The 15,644-nt window shown below is 55.6% G+C and carries 15 protein-coding genes; 6 read left to right on the plus strand and 9 right to left on the minus strand.

Going from position 1 to position 15,644, the window contains the following annotated elements; all coding sequences use genetic code 11:
- Positions 1-7: 7 nt before the first annotated feature.
- From LGT44_RS05125 to LGT44_RS05160, 8 genes are all read right to left on the minus strand, one after another.
- The gene (locus LGT44_RS05125; protein ID WP_230332275.1) at positions 8-733 is read right to left on the minus strand and encodes a lipoprotein intramolecular transacylase Lit; all 726 of its coding nucleotides are present in this window, start codon (positions 731-733) and stop codon (positions 8-10) included.
- Complete coding sequence (locus tag LGT44_RS05130; RefSeq protein WP_230332276.1) at positions 730-1,572, minus strand: alpha/beta fold hydrolase; 843 nt, start codon at positions 1,570-1,572, stop codon at positions 730-732. The genes LGT44_RS05125 and LGT44_RS05130 overlap by 4 nt, the downstream gene beginning before the upstream one ends.
- Positions 1,569-2,354: an alpha/beta fold hydrolase gene (locus LGT44_RS05135; protein WP_230332277.1), complete on the minus strand. Its 786-nt coding sequence runs from the start codon at positions 2,352-2,354 to the stop codon at positions 1,569-1,571. The genes LGT44_RS05130 and LGT44_RS05135 overlap by 4 nt, the downstream gene beginning before the upstream one ends.
- A 97-nt stretch (positions 2,355-2,451) precedes the next feature.
- Positions 2,452-2,916, minus strand: coding sequence for a phosphohistidine phosphatase SixA (gene sixA / locus LGT44_RS05140; RefSeq protein WP_145468574.1), 465 nt, complete (start codon positions 2,914-2,916; stop codon positions 2,452-2,454).
- The gene (locus LGT44_RS05145; RefSeq protein ID WP_230332278.1) at positions 2,913-3,206 is read right to left on the minus strand and encodes a DUF4389 domain-containing protein; all 294 of its coding nucleotides are present in this window, start codon (positions 3,204-3,206) and stop codon (positions 2,913-2,915) included. Before LGT44_RS05145 ends, sixA begins: the two co-directional genes overlap by 4 nt.
- Positions 3,207-3,257: 51 nt before the next feature.
- On the minus strand, positions 3,258-4,283 hold the full coding sequence (locus tag LGT44_RS05150) for an NAD(P)H-dependent glycerol-3-phosphate dehydrogenase (RefSeq protein ID WP_225692660.1): 1,026 nt from the start codon (positions 4,281-4,283) through the stop codon (positions 3,258-3,260).
- A gap of 36 nt (positions 4,284-4,319) precedes the next feature.
- Entirely contained in the window at positions 4,320-4,814 is a 495-nt protein-coding gene (locus tag LGT44_RS05155; RefSeq protein WP_230332279.1) for an STAS domain-containing protein, read from the minus strand.
- The gene (locus tag LGT44_RS05160; protein ID WP_230332280.1) at positions 4,811-5,983 is read right to left on the minus strand and encodes a fused response regulator/phosphatase; all 1,173 of its coding nucleotides are present in this window, start codon (positions 5,981-5,983) and stop codon (positions 4,811-4,813) included. The genes LGT44_RS05155 and LGT44_RS05160 overlap by 4 nt, the downstream gene beginning before the upstream one ends.
- Before the next feature lie 270 nt (positions 5,984-6,253).
- Here LGT44_RS05160 and LGT44_RS05165 point away from each other — a divergent pair, with 270 nt between their 5' ends.
- Complete coding sequence (locus LGT44_RS05165; protein ID WP_186435864.1) at positions 6,254-6,556, plus strand: PilZ domain-containing protein; 303 nt, start codon at positions 6,254-6,256, stop codon at positions 6,554-6,556.
- 68 nt (positions 6,557-6,624) lie between these two features.
- On the opposite strand, the gene nfuA is transcribed toward LGT44_RS05165, so the two are convergent.
- Positions 6,625-7,215 carry a Fe-S biogenesis protein NfuA gene (gene nfuA / locus LGT44_RS05170; protein ID WP_145468562.1) on the minus strand — a complete coding sequence of 197 codons (591 nt, stop codon included), beginning with the start codon at positions 7,213-7,215 and terminating at the stop codon, positions 6,625-6,627.
- Between the two features lie 143 nt (positions 7,216-7,358).
- Between nfuA and metH the strand changes: the two genes are divergently transcribed.
- The 5 genes from metH to LGT44_RS05195 all read left to right on the plus strand — a co-directional run bounded on the left by metH (position 7,359) and on the right by LGT44_RS05195 (position 15,563).
- Positions 7,359-11,069 (plus strand): methionine synthase, encoded by a 3,711-nt coding sequence (metH, locus tag LGT44_RS05175; RefSeq protein ID WP_230332281.1) that lies wholly within the window; start codon positions 7,359-7,361, stop codon positions 11,067-11,069.
- A gap of 3 nt (positions 11,070-11,072) precedes the next feature.
- Positions 11,073-12,431, plus strand: a complete 1,359-nt coding sequence (locus LGT44_RS05180; protein WP_230332282.1) for an MATE family efflux transporter — start codon at positions 11,073-11,075, stop codon at positions 12,429-12,431.
- A gap of 38 nt (positions 12,432-12,469) precedes the next feature.
- The gene (locus LGT44_RS05185; protein WP_230332283.1) at positions 12,470-13,261 is read left to right on the plus strand and encodes a glycerophosphodiester phosphodiesterase family protein; all 792 of its coding nucleotides are present in this window, start codon (positions 12,470-12,472) and stop codon (positions 13,259-13,261) included.
- Between the two features lie 168 nt (positions 13,262-13,429).
- Entirely contained in the window at positions 13,430-15,091 is a 1,662-nt protein-coding gene (locus LGT44_RS05190; protein WP_145468556.1) for a nitrite/sulfite reductase, read from the plus strand.
- Entirely contained in the window at positions 15,075-15,563 is a 489-nt protein-coding gene (locus tag LGT44_RS05195) for a DUF934 domain-containing protein (protein ID WP_145468554.1), read from the plus strand. Before LGT44_RS05190 ends, LGT44_RS05195 begins: the two co-directional genes overlap by 17 nt.
- Positions 15,564-15,644: the final 81 nt, after the last annotated feature.

Genomic DNA, 15,644 nt, shown 5'->3' on the forward strand with positions numbered 1-15,644 from the left:
ACTCCGCTCAGGCAGGTACAACCCCTGAGCGGAGCCTCAGAAGCCAGCGCAGCAATAACACAAACAGTGCAAAAAACAGCACCCCGCCAGCAATAATCGCCAGAGCAATGCCGCCAAACAGCACAGGCGCTTTCATCAGTGTGCTCATCAGTGAATCCTGATAATAAAAAAACCACTGATGATTATCGGGAAAAATCCACACATGCAGCTGATAGAAAACCTCTTTGGGGCCAACAATCAGCACTACAGCCCCGGCCATCAGCAAAGTACCCAGCAGCCAGAACAGCTGCTGCTTCCAAAGCGGTGCTGCACCCCGCCATAGCAAGCCAGCCAGCATCAATAATGTGACAAAAGCAATCAGCAGCGATGCGCTGTACAGCACATCAATCAGGTTGGCCACATCCTGCAGATGAATTATTTCCGCCCGGTGCAGCAGACCCACGGCCTGACCATTATGCTCAAACTGAATGACCTCCAGTCCCTCACCATGCCGGTGTACCGCAATACTGATGTCATCAAACAGACGTACATGCTCTTCTTTGTCCAGAAGCTCCAGTCCGGCGATATAGCGGTTTTTCGGGCCGAAGCGCTCAATATGGGCGCCGATGCTGTACCAGTCATACCAGAAGCCATAGCTGTAATTCTGCTTGGCCTGCACCAACCAGCCCAGCGCCAGGCAGCTGATAAATCCACCCAGTAAGGTCAGAAACCACAGCCCCTGAATTCTCTTCATGCCAGATCCTGCCAGAAATGGTTAATCCGGGCTGCCAAAGCGGTCACCGTGGATTCCTCCAGATGGAAATGATGGTGTCCCGGAAATTCTTCCAGTGTGGCCCGTGGCAGGTGCTTAATACGCAGATCAAACATCGCACGCGGAATCAGCCCCTGTTCGGCACGCAACACCAGAGCAGGCATATTCATCGCAGCCATAAAAGCTTCGATCTGCGGTTCGGTCAGGCGCACCTTTGAGATCGCCCGCAGGCGCCCATCGGTACGCCAGCCGACACCGCCTTCCAGTGATTGCAGGTTACGCTCGACCACCGGCCAGATGCACTCCGGACTCAACTCCGGGTTCTGCCGCACTCTGGCGGCCAATGCGTCCTCAGCACCGGCATGCACCTTCAGCGTTGTGGTTTTTACCGGCGCCATAATGGCTTTAGCCAGCTGTTCCGGCGCCTGAGCTGGCGGCGTAGTCAGCGGCCCCAGCGCGTCCAGAGCAACATAAGAAGCGATTCTGTCAGGAAAAGCACCAGCCAGCAGCATGCCCGCTGCCGAGCCCATTGAATGCCCCAGCAGGTGTACAGGCTCATCCACGGACAGCAACAGATCGTATAAAGCTTCCAGCGAAGACCAGATGGCATAATCGGCACCTTCGCCCAGCCAGTCGGAATGGCCGTGTCCCGGCAAATCCGGGGCAATAACACAGACGTCCTGCAGCAGTGGCGCCAGCCGCGAAAAGGTTGCGGCATTGTCCAGCCAGCCATGCAAAGCCAGCACTTTAGGCTTTACCTGCTCCCCCCACTGCAATCCACGTAAAGTACCAAAGCGGCACCGCCATTCAATGGATGTCATGCCAGCAACTCTCCTAATAACTGATGAATCACCGCCGCCGTCCGCTCCGGACGCTCCAGTGGAAACATATGACTGCCCGGTAGCCAGCGCACTTTCATACCGAGGCGGCTTTGCATGTAAGCGCCATTAAGACGGCGGAATACTTTGCTGTGCTCACCGCCGAGCGCGGCACCAGGAACCTGAAGTCCGGAACGGATACGCAGGTTATGCGGCACCGTGCGGTAAATCTTCATTTCAATATCCGGATCAAAACGCAGAGCGACACCATTCGCTGTCGGCTCAGTTCCGCTTTGCACATAATCCTTCAGGCAACGCTCATCGAAATAACGCAACAACGACTTGCCGCGGAAGTACTCAATGGCATCCTTTTGCGAAGCCCACTCACTGCGCCGCCCTTCTGTTCGTCCGGCCGGTGTGACTTTATCAACCAGCCCCAGGCGTTTAACCAGTCGCAGGCCATTAGCCTCCAGCGGTGACAATGCCGGAGAGTCCAGCATGATCAGGGCTTTTACCAGATCAGGACGCTTTACTGCCACCATCAGACTCAGCAGCCCTCCGAGCGAGTGCCCCACGGCAATCACAGGTTGCCTGTAATGATGCTCAAAATAGTGGATCAGCTCGGCTTCCAGATGGCGCCAGTTATCGGTGACCGGGTAATCCGGATTGTGTCCGATTCGATCGATGCTGCGTACATCGTAATGGGCCGACAGCGCTTCGAATAACACCCGATAGGTGCCAGCCGGAAAACCATTGGCATGAGAAAAATGGAGAATATCTTTCATAAACGCGCGCAATAAAAAAACGCAACGCTATAACCATGCGGGAAACAACACAAGGGGGAATGCGGCCGTTATCGGAGCTTAACGGCCACAATACATTTCACAGTCCGTCGAGCACCGGGTACCAGACAGCATCGACACTCATACAAGCGGCAGCAGCAAGATCCCCCTGCAGAATCCAGCATTCAGCCGGCGACCAGGGCTGATCATACAGCTGGCCATCAACCAGCATGGCAGCCAGATGACCGACCAGAGGTAAATGCGACACCAGAATCAGATCCTGCTCCTGGGCGGAAAGATCATTCAGCAACTGCTGAACATCACCGTCCGGCACCAGATGCGGCATGGTTTCAACCGCCAATCCCAGACTCCCGGCAATGGCCTGTGCCGTTTGCTGTGCTCGCAAAAAAGGGCTGGCAAGAATGCGGGGATTGTTAAAGGTTTGTTGTGCCAGCCAGCGGCCGGCACCTGCGGCCTGACCGGCACCCCTGTCAGTCAGGCCGCGATTCTGATCCTGAACAGCCCCACTGACCGCAGAACCATGACGAACAATACAGATTTTCACTCGGCAGAAGCCTTCTCTTTACTGTTAGGCCAGTCCTGAAACGGAAAAGGCTTTTCATCGCTGGCACCAGACAGGTAGTGAATAATCTGCTTCACATACTCTCCCAGTGCCAGGCCAAATTCCGTCAGTGACGCATTCGGCTCGCCGGATACCAGACGGAACACCCACTGCACCAGAGTAATCAGCAGCAAAACCAGATCCAGCACACGGTAGACGATGAAAAATCCGATGATATAGAGCGTTTTTAACCAGAACGCATCGGACGTGACATTTTCTTTAAAATCGTTCATTTCTGACCTCATGAATAAAATTGCGCAACCATACTGACAACCCTGTCCGCGTTATATTTCACAGCGGGGTAAGGCAAACTCCACATCAGAGGCATGCTCGCCGGTCATCAGACCCTGCGCAACCACCCGGGGATCGGCCGCATTGAACAATACCTCATAAGCGCCCATCACCAGGGGCATATAAATACTCAATTCCTGCGCTTTTGCCCTGACATAACGCAAGGTATTAACACCTTCAGCCACTTCGCCCAGTTCGTCCACGGCCTCAGCCAGACTTTTACCCTGACCAATGGCGTAGCCAACCCGGTAATTGCGGCTCAGCGGTGATGTACAGGTCACCACCAGATCACCCACACCTGCCAGGCCGAGGAATGTCAGCGGGTTGGCCCCCAGCGCTACGGCAAAGCGGCTCATCTCGGCCAGCGAGCGGGTAATAATCATACTGCGGGTGTTTTCACCCATGCCAAGAGCGGCGACGAAACCGGACACAATGGCGTAGATATTCTTCAGCGCCCCGCTCAGCTCAACCCCATACAGGTCGTTGGATGCGTACACACGGAAGTAAGGACAGCTCAGCGCTTCCTGAATATTGCGTCGTAAGTCACTGTTTTCACTGGCAATAACAGTTGCCGCCAACTCGCGCTTAGCAATTTCTTTGGCCAGATTGGGGCCACTGAGGACACCAACCGGATTGTCCGGGCAAATCTCCGCCAGTACCTGGCTCATCAACAGGAAACCGTCCGGCTCAATACCTTTGGTGGTGCTGACCAGCGCCTGATCCGGTGTCAGTTCAGCTGCAAATGATGACACTACTTCACGTACCGATTTGCTCGGCACAGAAACAAAAATCACCTCCGCTCCGCGAATCGCCTCAAGCAGATCAGTGGTCGCCGTCAGAGACGGATTCAGACTGACATCCGGCAGGTACTGTGGATTGGTGTGCTGCTCATTGATGCTGCGGGCAACGTCATCGTTGCGCATCCACTGCACGGTGTGTATTTGATTGTCGGCAAGAATATTGGCCACTACTGTGCCAAAGCTGCCACCGCCGATTACGGCCGCCTTCTGGATGACCACTTAGCCCCCTTGGGTTCGCAGGATGAATTTCAGCTGTTAAGAGTGGAAACGGTCAGATTCAAGCGAATCAACCAACTCCCGGAATGCATCTTTATTTTTATCATTGAGGCTCATCAGAACCCGATGAGCAGAAATAACCTGTTCGCGTGCCTTTTCTTCATCGACAGCATCCGCTGCCCATTCGCGAAAATCGGCCTCATCCGAGAACGGTTCGTTAATAATATGGAAAACCTGGTCAAAGCCCATGCTGAGCAGAATCCGGGTAATGCCCGGATTAGGACTGGAGATCGTTGGAGTAATGCCAAAACGTTCGCGGCAGATGATGGATATTTTGGCAATCTGACCCAGTGTTGTGCTGTCGACACCTTCCGCCAGTGACAGATCAACGATGACGTTATCAAAATCCGGATGGTTCAGGATGTCATCAAGGTAGTGCTCCAGTGCAGAGCACAGGTTAAGACGAACATCACCGATGAGTCGGATCACATGAATGCCTTTGCAAAAGGCTACCTGCACTTTACCTGATGTCATAACACACCCCGGCCAATAGCAACCATCGCGATGTCATCCGGAACCTCAGGGAGGTCGTCAATACCCAGCTGCCCACAGATCTGCTCAAGGTTACCGCGACTTTTTGCCGCCACCTTTAATAATAAGGCTTCTTTATCATTCAAGGTCGGTTCCGCCATGATTTCCAGTATTCCATCCGAAAACAACAACAGACTGAAGGGTTCCGGCAGTTGCAGCTGATAATTCTGATATTCAGCTTCACGGAACATGCCCACCGGCATACCACGCCCGGTCAGATATTCAGCCGAATCGCCATGCAGCAGCACCGGCATTGGAAAATGGCCGCCAACGCTGTATTCCAGCATCAGGGTTGCGGTATCAATCACGCCGTAAAACATAGTCAGGTGCTTTTCCAGCTCAGAGGCCAGCAGTTCTGAATTGATACGGGACAATACCTGCGACGGATGCAGCAGATCATCACTGGAGCCACGCTGCAGGTTGCGGCGCAGGCGGTAAGTCAGGTTTTTCAGCAACACCGTCACGAATGCAGAAGATGCACCATGGCCGGACACATCAGCGATGTAAAACACCAGACGTTTATCGTCCAGTTCGAAATAGTCGAGGAAGTCGCCGCTGAGCATCAGTGAAGGGATGATTTTATGGTCGCAGCGGATGCCGTCGAGTAATACCGGCTCGGGCAGCATGCGCAACTGCGCCTGACGGCCGGCAAGCTGATCATTACGCAGCTCATCAAGGCCACGTTTAAGCTCGGTATTGGTTTTTTCAAGATGCTCGCGGTAGGCATTATTATCGGCCTCCAGCTGTGCACGTTGCAGGGACTTTTTCAGCGAGTGATGCAGCACTTCCATATCCAGGATGGGCTTCACCAGATAATCGTCAGCTCCCAAGCGCAAAGCCTTCACCACATCATCCATCACCCCGGCGCCAGAGACGACAATCACCGGTAACAAAGGCTGTTGCTGTTTCAGCTTTTCAAGCAGCTCAATGCCGTTCAGACCTGGCATCTTGAGGTCACAGACAACAGCATCCACGCTGCGCTCGGCCAGCAGCTGTAAAGCCTCGCGGCCACAGGCGGCAGACAGCACCTGATAATCATAGTCATCCAGAAAGGCAACCATGCTATCGCGGACAGTCGAATCATCGTCAATGACCAGCACACTCGCGGCCATCAGTAACTCCCGGCATACGCTCAATTGGGGCGAACACTAACGTCATCTGCCCCCCCTTGCAATCCCTAAAATTAAGCCGCCCGGCAAAAAACTCTCCGCACAGTCAGGTTCCTGATTTAAGCACTGAATAATGGTTCTTAAAGCAGACTTTTAGCGGGATTAAATTATTAGCTGAAGGCGCTTATGGCACGGGGAATGCTGAATTTTTCTCAATGTACAAAAATTAGTCACCACGATAGCATCGGAAAGACTCTAATAAGGAGAAAAACCATGTCCAGTCTGGCGAGAAACTACCAAGAAAAACGGAATTTTATCCGCATGCAGGTATCCGCTCCGGCGACCCTGACGCTCAATGACGGCAACAGCTACGACCTGACCTGTCTGGACCTCAGCAGCAGTGGCGTACAGCTGCAGCACTTTGAGGCCATCCCCATGGGCATGAGTGGCCGCCTGACGGTATCCAGTGGCGGAGGCTACACCACCCCGCTGGAAGCTCAGGTAACGGTTTGCCGGATCGAAGAAGACGGCAGTGAAAACTACCGTATAGGCGCCACCATCGATTCTTTTCTCTGACGGTTCAATCAGCAACAAAAAAGCCAGCAATCTGCTGGCTTTTTTGTTTCAGACAACGTGCTTATGCCTTATTTGAAATAAGCATTATCGGCCTGAGTATGATCCGTCACGTCACGTACCGCTTTTACTTCCGGGATCTTGGCAATCAGCGACGCTTCGACACCATCTTTCAGAGTCATATCCACCGCACTGCATCCCTGACAGCCGCCGCCAAATTTCAGCACAGCCACGCCATCTTCGGTCAGTTCAACCAGACTGACATCGCCACCATGTGCTGCCAGGCCAGGATTGATTTCGGTATACAGCAAATAGTTGATGCGCTCTTCCACCGGGCTGTCGGCGGTAACTTTTGGCATTTTGGCATTCGGCGCCTTGATGGTCAGCTGACCACCCATGCGGTCCTTGGCAAAATCGATGATGGATTCTTCCAGATAAGGAATGCTCATCGCCTCAACAAACACCCGCAGCTTGTCCATTGCCTGCAACTGGTCTGAGGCATGAACTTCTTCCGGACGGCAGTAGGCCAGGCAGGTTTCAGCGTATTTGGTGCCGGGCTGAGTAATAAAAACACGAACAGCCATCCCCTCGACATTCTGCTTTTCCAGCAACTGTGCCAGATAGTCTTCCGCATCCGGGGTGATGGTTACATAGGTTGTCATAGTCTTTACCTCTATCAAGTGTCGCCATTGTAACGAATGGCGCTGCGCGGCGAAATACCCCAGCAAAATGGTTGGATAAGACAAGTGTTTCCACCTCTGGTACAATCCGGCGCCATTTTTCCGGTTTAAGACATCAGAGATTTATGAGTCAGACTACCTCTTCCCTTACGGCCATTCGTCAACAGCGTATCGCCCGCCTGAAAGACAACCTGAAGCAGCGTATCCATATTCTGGACGGCGGCATGGGCACACTGATTCAGTCGCACATGCTGGAAGAAAAAGATTACCGTGGCAGCCGTTTTGCCGACATCAGCCAGGATGTCAAAGGCAACAACGACCTGCTGGTACTGACTCAGCCGGACATCATTGCCGGTATTCACAAACAGTATTATCTGGCCGGCGCCGACATCGTTGAAACCAACACCTTCAACTCGACCCGCGTCTCCCAGGCCGATTATCAGATGGAAGATCTGGTACCGGAGCTGAACCGCGAAGCGGCTGCTCTCGCCCGCCGCGTGGCCGACGAAGTTGAGCGTGACACCGGTATTCCGCGCTACGTTGCCGGCGTGCTTGGGCCGACCAGCAAAACCGCGTCGATTTCCCCGGATGTAAACGACCCCGGCTACCGCGCCATCAGTTTTGATCAGCTGGTGGAAGAATATGTGGAAGCCACCCACGGCCTGATGGACGGTGGCGCCGACATTATTCTGATCGAAACCATCTTCGATACCCTGAACGCCAAGGCCGCGATTTACGCCGCGCAGGAAGTCTTCGAACAGCGTGGCGAAGAGCTGCCGATTATGATTTCCGGCACCATTACCGACGCTTCCGGCCGCACCCTGTCGGGCCAGACCGCAGAAGCCTTCTGGAACTCGGTTGCCCACGCCCGTCCGCTGTCGGTCGGCCTGAACTGCGCACTGGGCGCCGAAGAACTGCGCCCACACGTTGAAGAGCTGTCGAAAAAAGTCAGCACCTTTGTTTCGGCCCACCCGAATGCCGGTCTGCCGAACGAGTTTGGTGAATACGACCAGTCCGCCGCCGAAATGGCCGTGATCGTCGAAGAATTTGCCGCCTCCGGCTTCCTGAACATTGTCGGCGGCTGCTGCGGCACGACCCCTGCGCACATCAAAGCCGTTGCCGAAGCGGTGGCCAAACACGCACCCCGCGCCCTGCCGGACATCAAACCCGCCTGTCGCCTGGCCGGTCTGGAGCCGTTCAACTTTGACGAAGACAGCCTGTTTGTGAACGTCGGCGAGCGCGCCAACGTCACCGGCTCGGCCAAGTTCAAGCGCCTGATTATCGAAGAAAACTATGACGAAGCACTGGAGATCGCCCGCCAGCAGGTCGAGAACGGCGCCCAGATCATCGACATCAACATGGACGAAGGGATGCTCGACTCCCAGGCGGCCATGGTGCGCTACCTCAATCTGATCGCCTCCGAGCCGGATATCGCCCGCGTACCGATCATGGTCGACTCCTCCAAGTGGGAAATCATCGAAGCCGGCCTGAAGTGCATTCAGGGCAAGGCGGTAGTGAACTCCATCAGCCTGAAAGAAGGCGAAGAAGAATTTATCGCCAAAGCCAAGCGCTGCCTGCGCTATGGCGCCGCCGTGGTGGTGATGGCCTTTGACGAAGACGGCCAGGCCGATACCGAAGCGCGTAAGAATGAAATCTGCGAGCGCTCTTACCGCGTACTGGTCGATAAAGTCGGCTTCCCGCCGGAAGACATCATCTTCGACCCGAACATCTTTGCCGTTGCCACCGGCATCGAAGAACACAACAACTACGCCGTTGATTTCATCAACAGCTGTAAGTACATCACCGAGAACCTGCCCCACGCCAAGATTTCCGGCGGTGTCTCCAACGTATCGTTCTCTTTCCGCGGTAACGAGCCGGTACGTGAAGCCATTCACTCCGTGTTCCTCTATCACGCCATTCAGAACGGTATGAGCATGGGTATCGTCAACGCCGGTCAGCTGGCGGTGTACGACGACCTGCCGGCGGAACTGAAAGAGCGCGTTGAAGATGTAATCCTCAACCGCCGCGCCGACGGTACCGACCGCATGCTGGAAATCGCCGAGAAATACCGTGGCGACGGCAGTGTGCAGGAAAAAGAAACGGAAGAGTGGCGCAGCCTGCCGGTCCGTGAGCGCCTGACCCACGCCCTGGTAAAAGGCATCAACGCTTACGTTGAAGAAGACACAGAAGAAGCCCGCAAAGGCTTCGCGCGTCCGATCGAAGTGATCGAAGGTCCGCTGATGGACGGCATGAACGTGGTCGGCGACCTGTTCGGCTCGGGCAAAATGTTCCTGCCGCAGGTGGTAAAAAGCGCCCGCGTTATGAAGCAGGCTGTAGCCTATCTGCTGCCCTTTATCGAAGCCGAGAAAAACGGCAAGTCGGAAACCCAGGGCAAGATCCTGATGGCCACCGTCAAAGGCGACGTGCACGACATCGGTAAGAACATCGTTGGCGTAGTGCTGCAGTGTAATAACTTCGAAGTGATCGACCTCGGCGTGATGGTGCCTGCAGAGAAGATTCTGAAGGTTGCCAAAGAAGAGAACGTCGACATCATCGGTTTATCGGGTCTGATTACCCCGTCGCTGGATGAAATGGTGCACGTGGCGCGCGAGATGCAGCGTCTCGACTTCCATCTGCCACTGATGATTGGCGGTGCCACGACGTCCAAGGCGCACACCGCGGTAAAAATTGAGCCGCAGTACAAAAACGACATCGCCGTTTATGTTGCCGATGCGTCCCGCGCCGTTGGCGTAGCTCAGAAGCTGGTGACTCCGGCCGCCAAAGCCGAGTTTATTGCCGAGCGCCGCGACGAATACGAAGCCGTGCGTATCCGCAATGCCAACCGTAAAGCCAAGGCCCTGCTGACCTACGAACAGGCCTGCGCCAACGCTTATCAGGGCGACTGGGATAACTACCAGCCACCCAAGCCTAACAAGCTGGGCATCACCGTTTACGAAGACTTCGATATTGCCGATCTGGCCAAATACATCGACTGGACACCGTTCTTTATGTCCTGGGAACTGGCCGGCAAATACCCGCGCATTCTGGAAGACGAAGTGGTCGGCGAAGCCGCCACGGCCCTGTTCAAAGATGCTCAGGCAATGCTGGCGCGCATCATCGATGAAAAACTGTTTAATGCCCGTGGTGTGGTTGGCTTGTGGCCGGCGCAGCGCCGAGGTGCGGACGATATTGCGGTATTTAATGAAGACCGCAGCGCTGAGCTGGCGGTTCTGCATCAGCTGCGTCAGCAGACCGATAAGCCCAACGACCAGCCTAACTACTCGCTGGCTGACTTTGTGGCGCCGGAAGGCAGTGTCGACGACTACATGGGCGCTTTCGTGGTCACCGCCGGTATCGAAGCCGAAAAACTGGCCAACGATTACGACGCAGCGCACGATGATTACAACAGCATTCTGATCAAGGCTCTGGCCGACCGTCTGGCCGAAGCCTTTGCCGAACGCCTGCATGAAATTGTGCGTAAGGAGCTGTGGGGCTACGCCAGCGATGAACAACTGAGCAATGAAGAGCTGATCAAAGAAAACTACAAAGGTACCCGTCCGGCTCCGGGTTACCCGGCCTGCCCGGATCATACCGAAAAAGCCACCCTGTTCCGCCTGCTCAATGCCGAAGCCAATACCGGCGTCAGCCTGACCGAAAACTTCGCCATGACCCCGGCAGCCTCCGTCAGCGGCTGGTATTTCTCACATCCGGATGCCAAATACTTTGGTCTGGGCAAGATCGATAAAGATCAGGTAACGGATATTGCCGCCCGTAAAGGAATGGATCTGGAGCAGATGGAGCGCTGGCTGGCCCCCAACCTCAGCTACGACCGCTGAGTTGTGAACTGGCTGCAGCCGTTAAGCAGCCTGCTGCGGATTGAACCGCAGCGGCTGCTGCGCATCCTCACCATCGGCGTGCCGATTATCGGCGGTATGCTGTCACAGAGCCTGATCAATCTGGTAGATGCGGCCATGGTCGGGCGCCTCGGCGATGCCGCTCTCGCCGGTGTTGGTGTCGGCGGTTATGCCACCTTTATTACCGTGTCGATGGTGATGGGTTTATCTGCCGGCGTGCAGGCCCTGGTCGCCAGACGCTTCGGCGCCGGTGAACATGAGCGCCTGTTCGAACCCTTAATCGCCGGTCTTATCCTCGCCCTCGCCATCAGCCTGCCGCTTACGCTGCTGTTTGTTCTGATCGCGCCCTACCTGATTCCGCTCTTTAATTCCGACCAGCAAGTCCTTGATATTGCAGTGCCTTATTTTGAATGGCGCACATTGGCCACCGTTGCCGTCGGCATGAACTTTGTCTTCCGTGGTTTCTGGAACGGCATAGGAGAAGGCAAAACCTATCTGCAGACACTGCTGGTGATGCATTTGGTGAACGTCGGCGTCAGCTATCTGCTGATTTTTGGTATTGGCAGCTGGCAGGGACTGGGCGCCGTCGGTTCCGGCATCGGTACCACCATCGCCCTGTTCTTTGGTTGTGCGCTGTATTTCTGGCAGACCTTTACCCGCCACCGTCAGCGCTTCCATGGCCATAACCGCACCCGCCGCGGCACCATTATGAGCGTGATGCGCCTTGCCCTGCCCAACTCGACCCAGCAAACACTGTTCGCCCTTGGTGTCAGTGTGCTGTTCTGGATCATCGGCCAGGTCGGCACCCAGGAGCAGGCCATCGGCCATATTCTGATCAGCCTCGCGCTGCTGCTGATTCTGCCAGCCGTGGGGCTCGGCATTGCCTCCACCAGTCTGGTTGGTCATGCGCTGGGACGTGGTGACTGCGATGACGCTTACCGCTGGGGCTGGGAGGTGGTACGGGTGGCCATGCTGATGATGGCCCTGCTCGGTCTGCCGTTGTGGCTATTCCCCGAGCTGGTGCTGCGTTTGTTTACTCCGGAGCAGCACCTGATTGAGCTGGGACTCTGGCCGCTGCGCATCACCGGCATCAATATCGTATTTGAAGTCACCGCCATGGTGCTGACCCAGGCACTGCTGGGCGCTGGCGCCAGCCGTCAGGTGATGCACATTAACCTGCTGATGCAATGGGGCATACTGCTGCCGCTGGCCTTCCTGGCAGGGCCTGTCGCGGGCTTCGGTCTGTTGGGAATCTGGTTGCTTCAGGGCGGCCAACGTATTACGTTGTCGCTGATTTATGGCCTGATCTGGCGCTCCCGCCGCTGGGCTCATATTTCTATTTAACGATCATCAACTCCGGATCAATCACACCGAGTCCAGCCATGCCTACCATGATTCCTTTTTCCAGCCCTGATGCCTACGAAGAGATAAGCCCGGTTATTGCCCATCGCGGAGCCAGCGGCCATGCGCCGGAAAATACCCGCGCAGCCATTGAGCTGGCGGCCCGCCAGGGAGCACGCTGGGCCGAGGTTGATGTCACCATTTCTGCCGATGGTATTGCCGTTATTCACCACGACGCCGATCTTAAACGCTGCTCAGACGGTGACGGACTGGTGATTCAGAAGCGTCTGGCTGAGCTGAAGCAGCTCGATGTAGGTAGCTGGTTTGCTGAGCAGTATCGTGGCGAACAGATCCTGACTTTGTCGGAATTGCTGGTGCTGGCCAATCATCTGGAGCTGGGACTCAACCTCGAGATCAAACCGACCATCGGGCGCGAGCCGGAAACCGTCTGGGCCATTCATAAAGCCTTACAGCAGGTTCACTTTGAGCAGCCACTGCTGCTCAGCAGCTTCAGCATCCACGCACTACAGTCTGCACGCCGGCATATGCCCCACATCACCCGCGCGCTGAACGTCGAAGCCATTCCGGCCGACTGGCAGCATCGCCTGGAAGAAGCCGACTGCGCCGGACTGCATTTCGCCAAAGAATTTTTCGATGCCGCACAGGTGAGAGCCATCCGTGAAGCGGGCTACCATATGCTGGTGTTTACCGTGAATGATGCCGACACCGCCCAGCGCCTGCTGCAGGCCGGTGTCGACGGTGTCTTTACCGATCTGCCGCAGGCCCTGGAGCAGGCACTGGGCAATGCCCGCGGCGGCAGTGTCAGCCACTGATAGCGCGCTGAAAAATATGGCGCCGGAATGCCGCAGCCAGCTGATCGCTGCTAGATCAAACGGTTATTTGTATATAGATAAATATTAATTTTAAGAATATACAAGCTCTGCTATCGTTCGCCGCCATAACGACTTTTCTAATAACCACAGGTTAGCAACCGGTTTTTTATGTACGTATACGATGAGTACGATCAGCAACTGCTGAATGAGCGCGTCGCCCAGTTTAAGGGGCAAATGGAGCGCTATCTCGCCGGCAAGATCGCCGATGACGAGTTCCTGCCACTGCGTCTGCAAAATGGCATTTACGTGCAGCGCTACGCGCCTATGCTGCGGGTTGCTGTGCCTTACGGTCAGATGAACTCAGCTCAGATGCGTGCCCTGGCGCGTGTCGCACGTGAATATGACAAAGGCTATGCCCACTTCTCGACCCGTCAGAACGTACAGTTCAACTGGCCGAAACTGGAACAATGCCCACAGATTCTGGCCGATCTGGCTGAAGTTCAGATGCACGCTGTGCAGACCAGTGGTAACTGTATCCGTAACACCACCACCGACGAATACGCCGGGGTCATTGCGGAAGAAACCGTTGATCCGCGTCCGTACTGCGAAATCATCCGTCAGTGGTCGACCTTCCACCCGGAATTCGCCTTCCTGCCGCGTAAGTTCAAAATTGCCGTGAACGCGGTGCCCGGTGCCGACCGTGCTGCCATTCAGGTGCACGACATTGGCGTGAACATCATCCGCAATGCCGAAGGCCAGATCGGCTATCGCATTCTGGTCGGTGGTGGCCTCGGCCGTACGCCGATCGTGGGTGAAGAAATCCGCAGCTTCCTGCCGGAAGAAGACCTGCTGACCTATCTCGATGCTGTTATCCGTGTGTACAACCAGTTTGGTCGCCGCGATAACAAGTACAAAGCCCGTATCAAGATTCTGGTGAAAGCACTGGGTGTTGAGCGTATGGCTGAGCTGGTTGAAGCCGAGTGGGAACGCATTAAAAACGGTGACAGCAAACTGACTGCTGCCGAGCTGGAACGCGTGAAAAAACACTTCACCGACCCGGCGTACAAAACACTGAGCGATGAACCCGCCGAGCTGACCTCAGCCCGCGCTGAAAATGCCGCCTTTGCCCGCTGGCTGCAGCGCAACGTGCGCGCCCACAAGCAGGCCGGTTACGCCATCGTGACCCTGACGCTGAAGCAGAAAGGCACACCACCGGGTGATGTAACGGCAGAGCAGATGGATCAGATCGCCATGCTGGCCGACAAATACAGCTTTGGTGAAATCCGCTCTACGCACCAGCAGAATCTGGTACTGGCCGATGTCGAACAGAGTGAACTGTTTGCCCTGTGGCAGGAAGCCAAAGCGCTGGGTCTGGCCACGCCGACTCTGGGCCTGCTGACCGATATGATCTGCTGTCCGGGCGGCGATTTCTGCGCCCTGGCCAACGCCAAGTCCATTCCGGTTGCCGAAGCCATTCAGCTGCGCTTCGATGATCTGGATTATCTGCACGATCTGGGTGAAATCGACCTGAACATTTCCGGTTGTATGAACGCCTGTGGTCACCACCACGTTGGTAATATCGGCGTACTGGGTGTCGATAAGAAAGGCGAAGAGTTCTATCAGATCTCTCTCGGCGGCAACGCCGGTGAAGATACGTCACTGGGCAAGATCCTTGGGCCATCTTTCGCCCGCGATCAGATGCCGGACATCATCGCCAAGATTCTCGACTTCTATGTCGCCAAGCGCAGCGAAGGTGAAACCTTCCTCGAAACCTACCGTCGTATCGGTCATGACCCATTCAAGGAGGCGATCTATGGCCCAGCTCATTAAACAAGGCCAGCTCGTCAGCAACGACGAATGGCACCTGATCGAAGACGATGCCATCATCGCTGACTACGGCATCATCAGCCTCAAGCGCTGGCAGGAAAACGCTGCTGCCCTGCTGCCGCTGGCCCAGGCCGGTAAAATCGGCCTGCTGCTGAACAGTGATGAAACCGCCGACCTGATTGGCGATGATTGCCGTCAGTTTGTACTGATTGCCGTGAACTTCCCGAAATTCAGCGACGGCCGTGGTTACAGCACCGCCCGCCTGCTGCGTGAACGTCATGGTTTTAAAGGCGAACTGCGTTCTGTCGGTGACGTACTGATCGACCAGCTGTTCTTTATGAACCGCTGTGGCTTCAACAGCTTTGCACTGCGTGACGATCAGGATCTGAACGACGCTCTGGCTGCGTTCGCGACCTTCACCGTCTGCTATCAGAACGACGTTAACGATCAGCGCCCGCTGTTCCGTCGCCGCTAGTTCTTTCCGGCCCCCGCGCAGTGCTGACAATGTCAGATTCTGCGCCGGGGGCATGGCACATCCCCGCCCCCTGCCTTACCC

It is taken from the genome of Thalassolituus alkanivorans (assembly GCF_020447205.1).
Lineage (GTDB): Bacteria > Pseudomonadota > Gammaproteobacteria > Pseudomonadales > Oceanobacteraceae > Venatoribacter > Venatoribacter alkanivorans.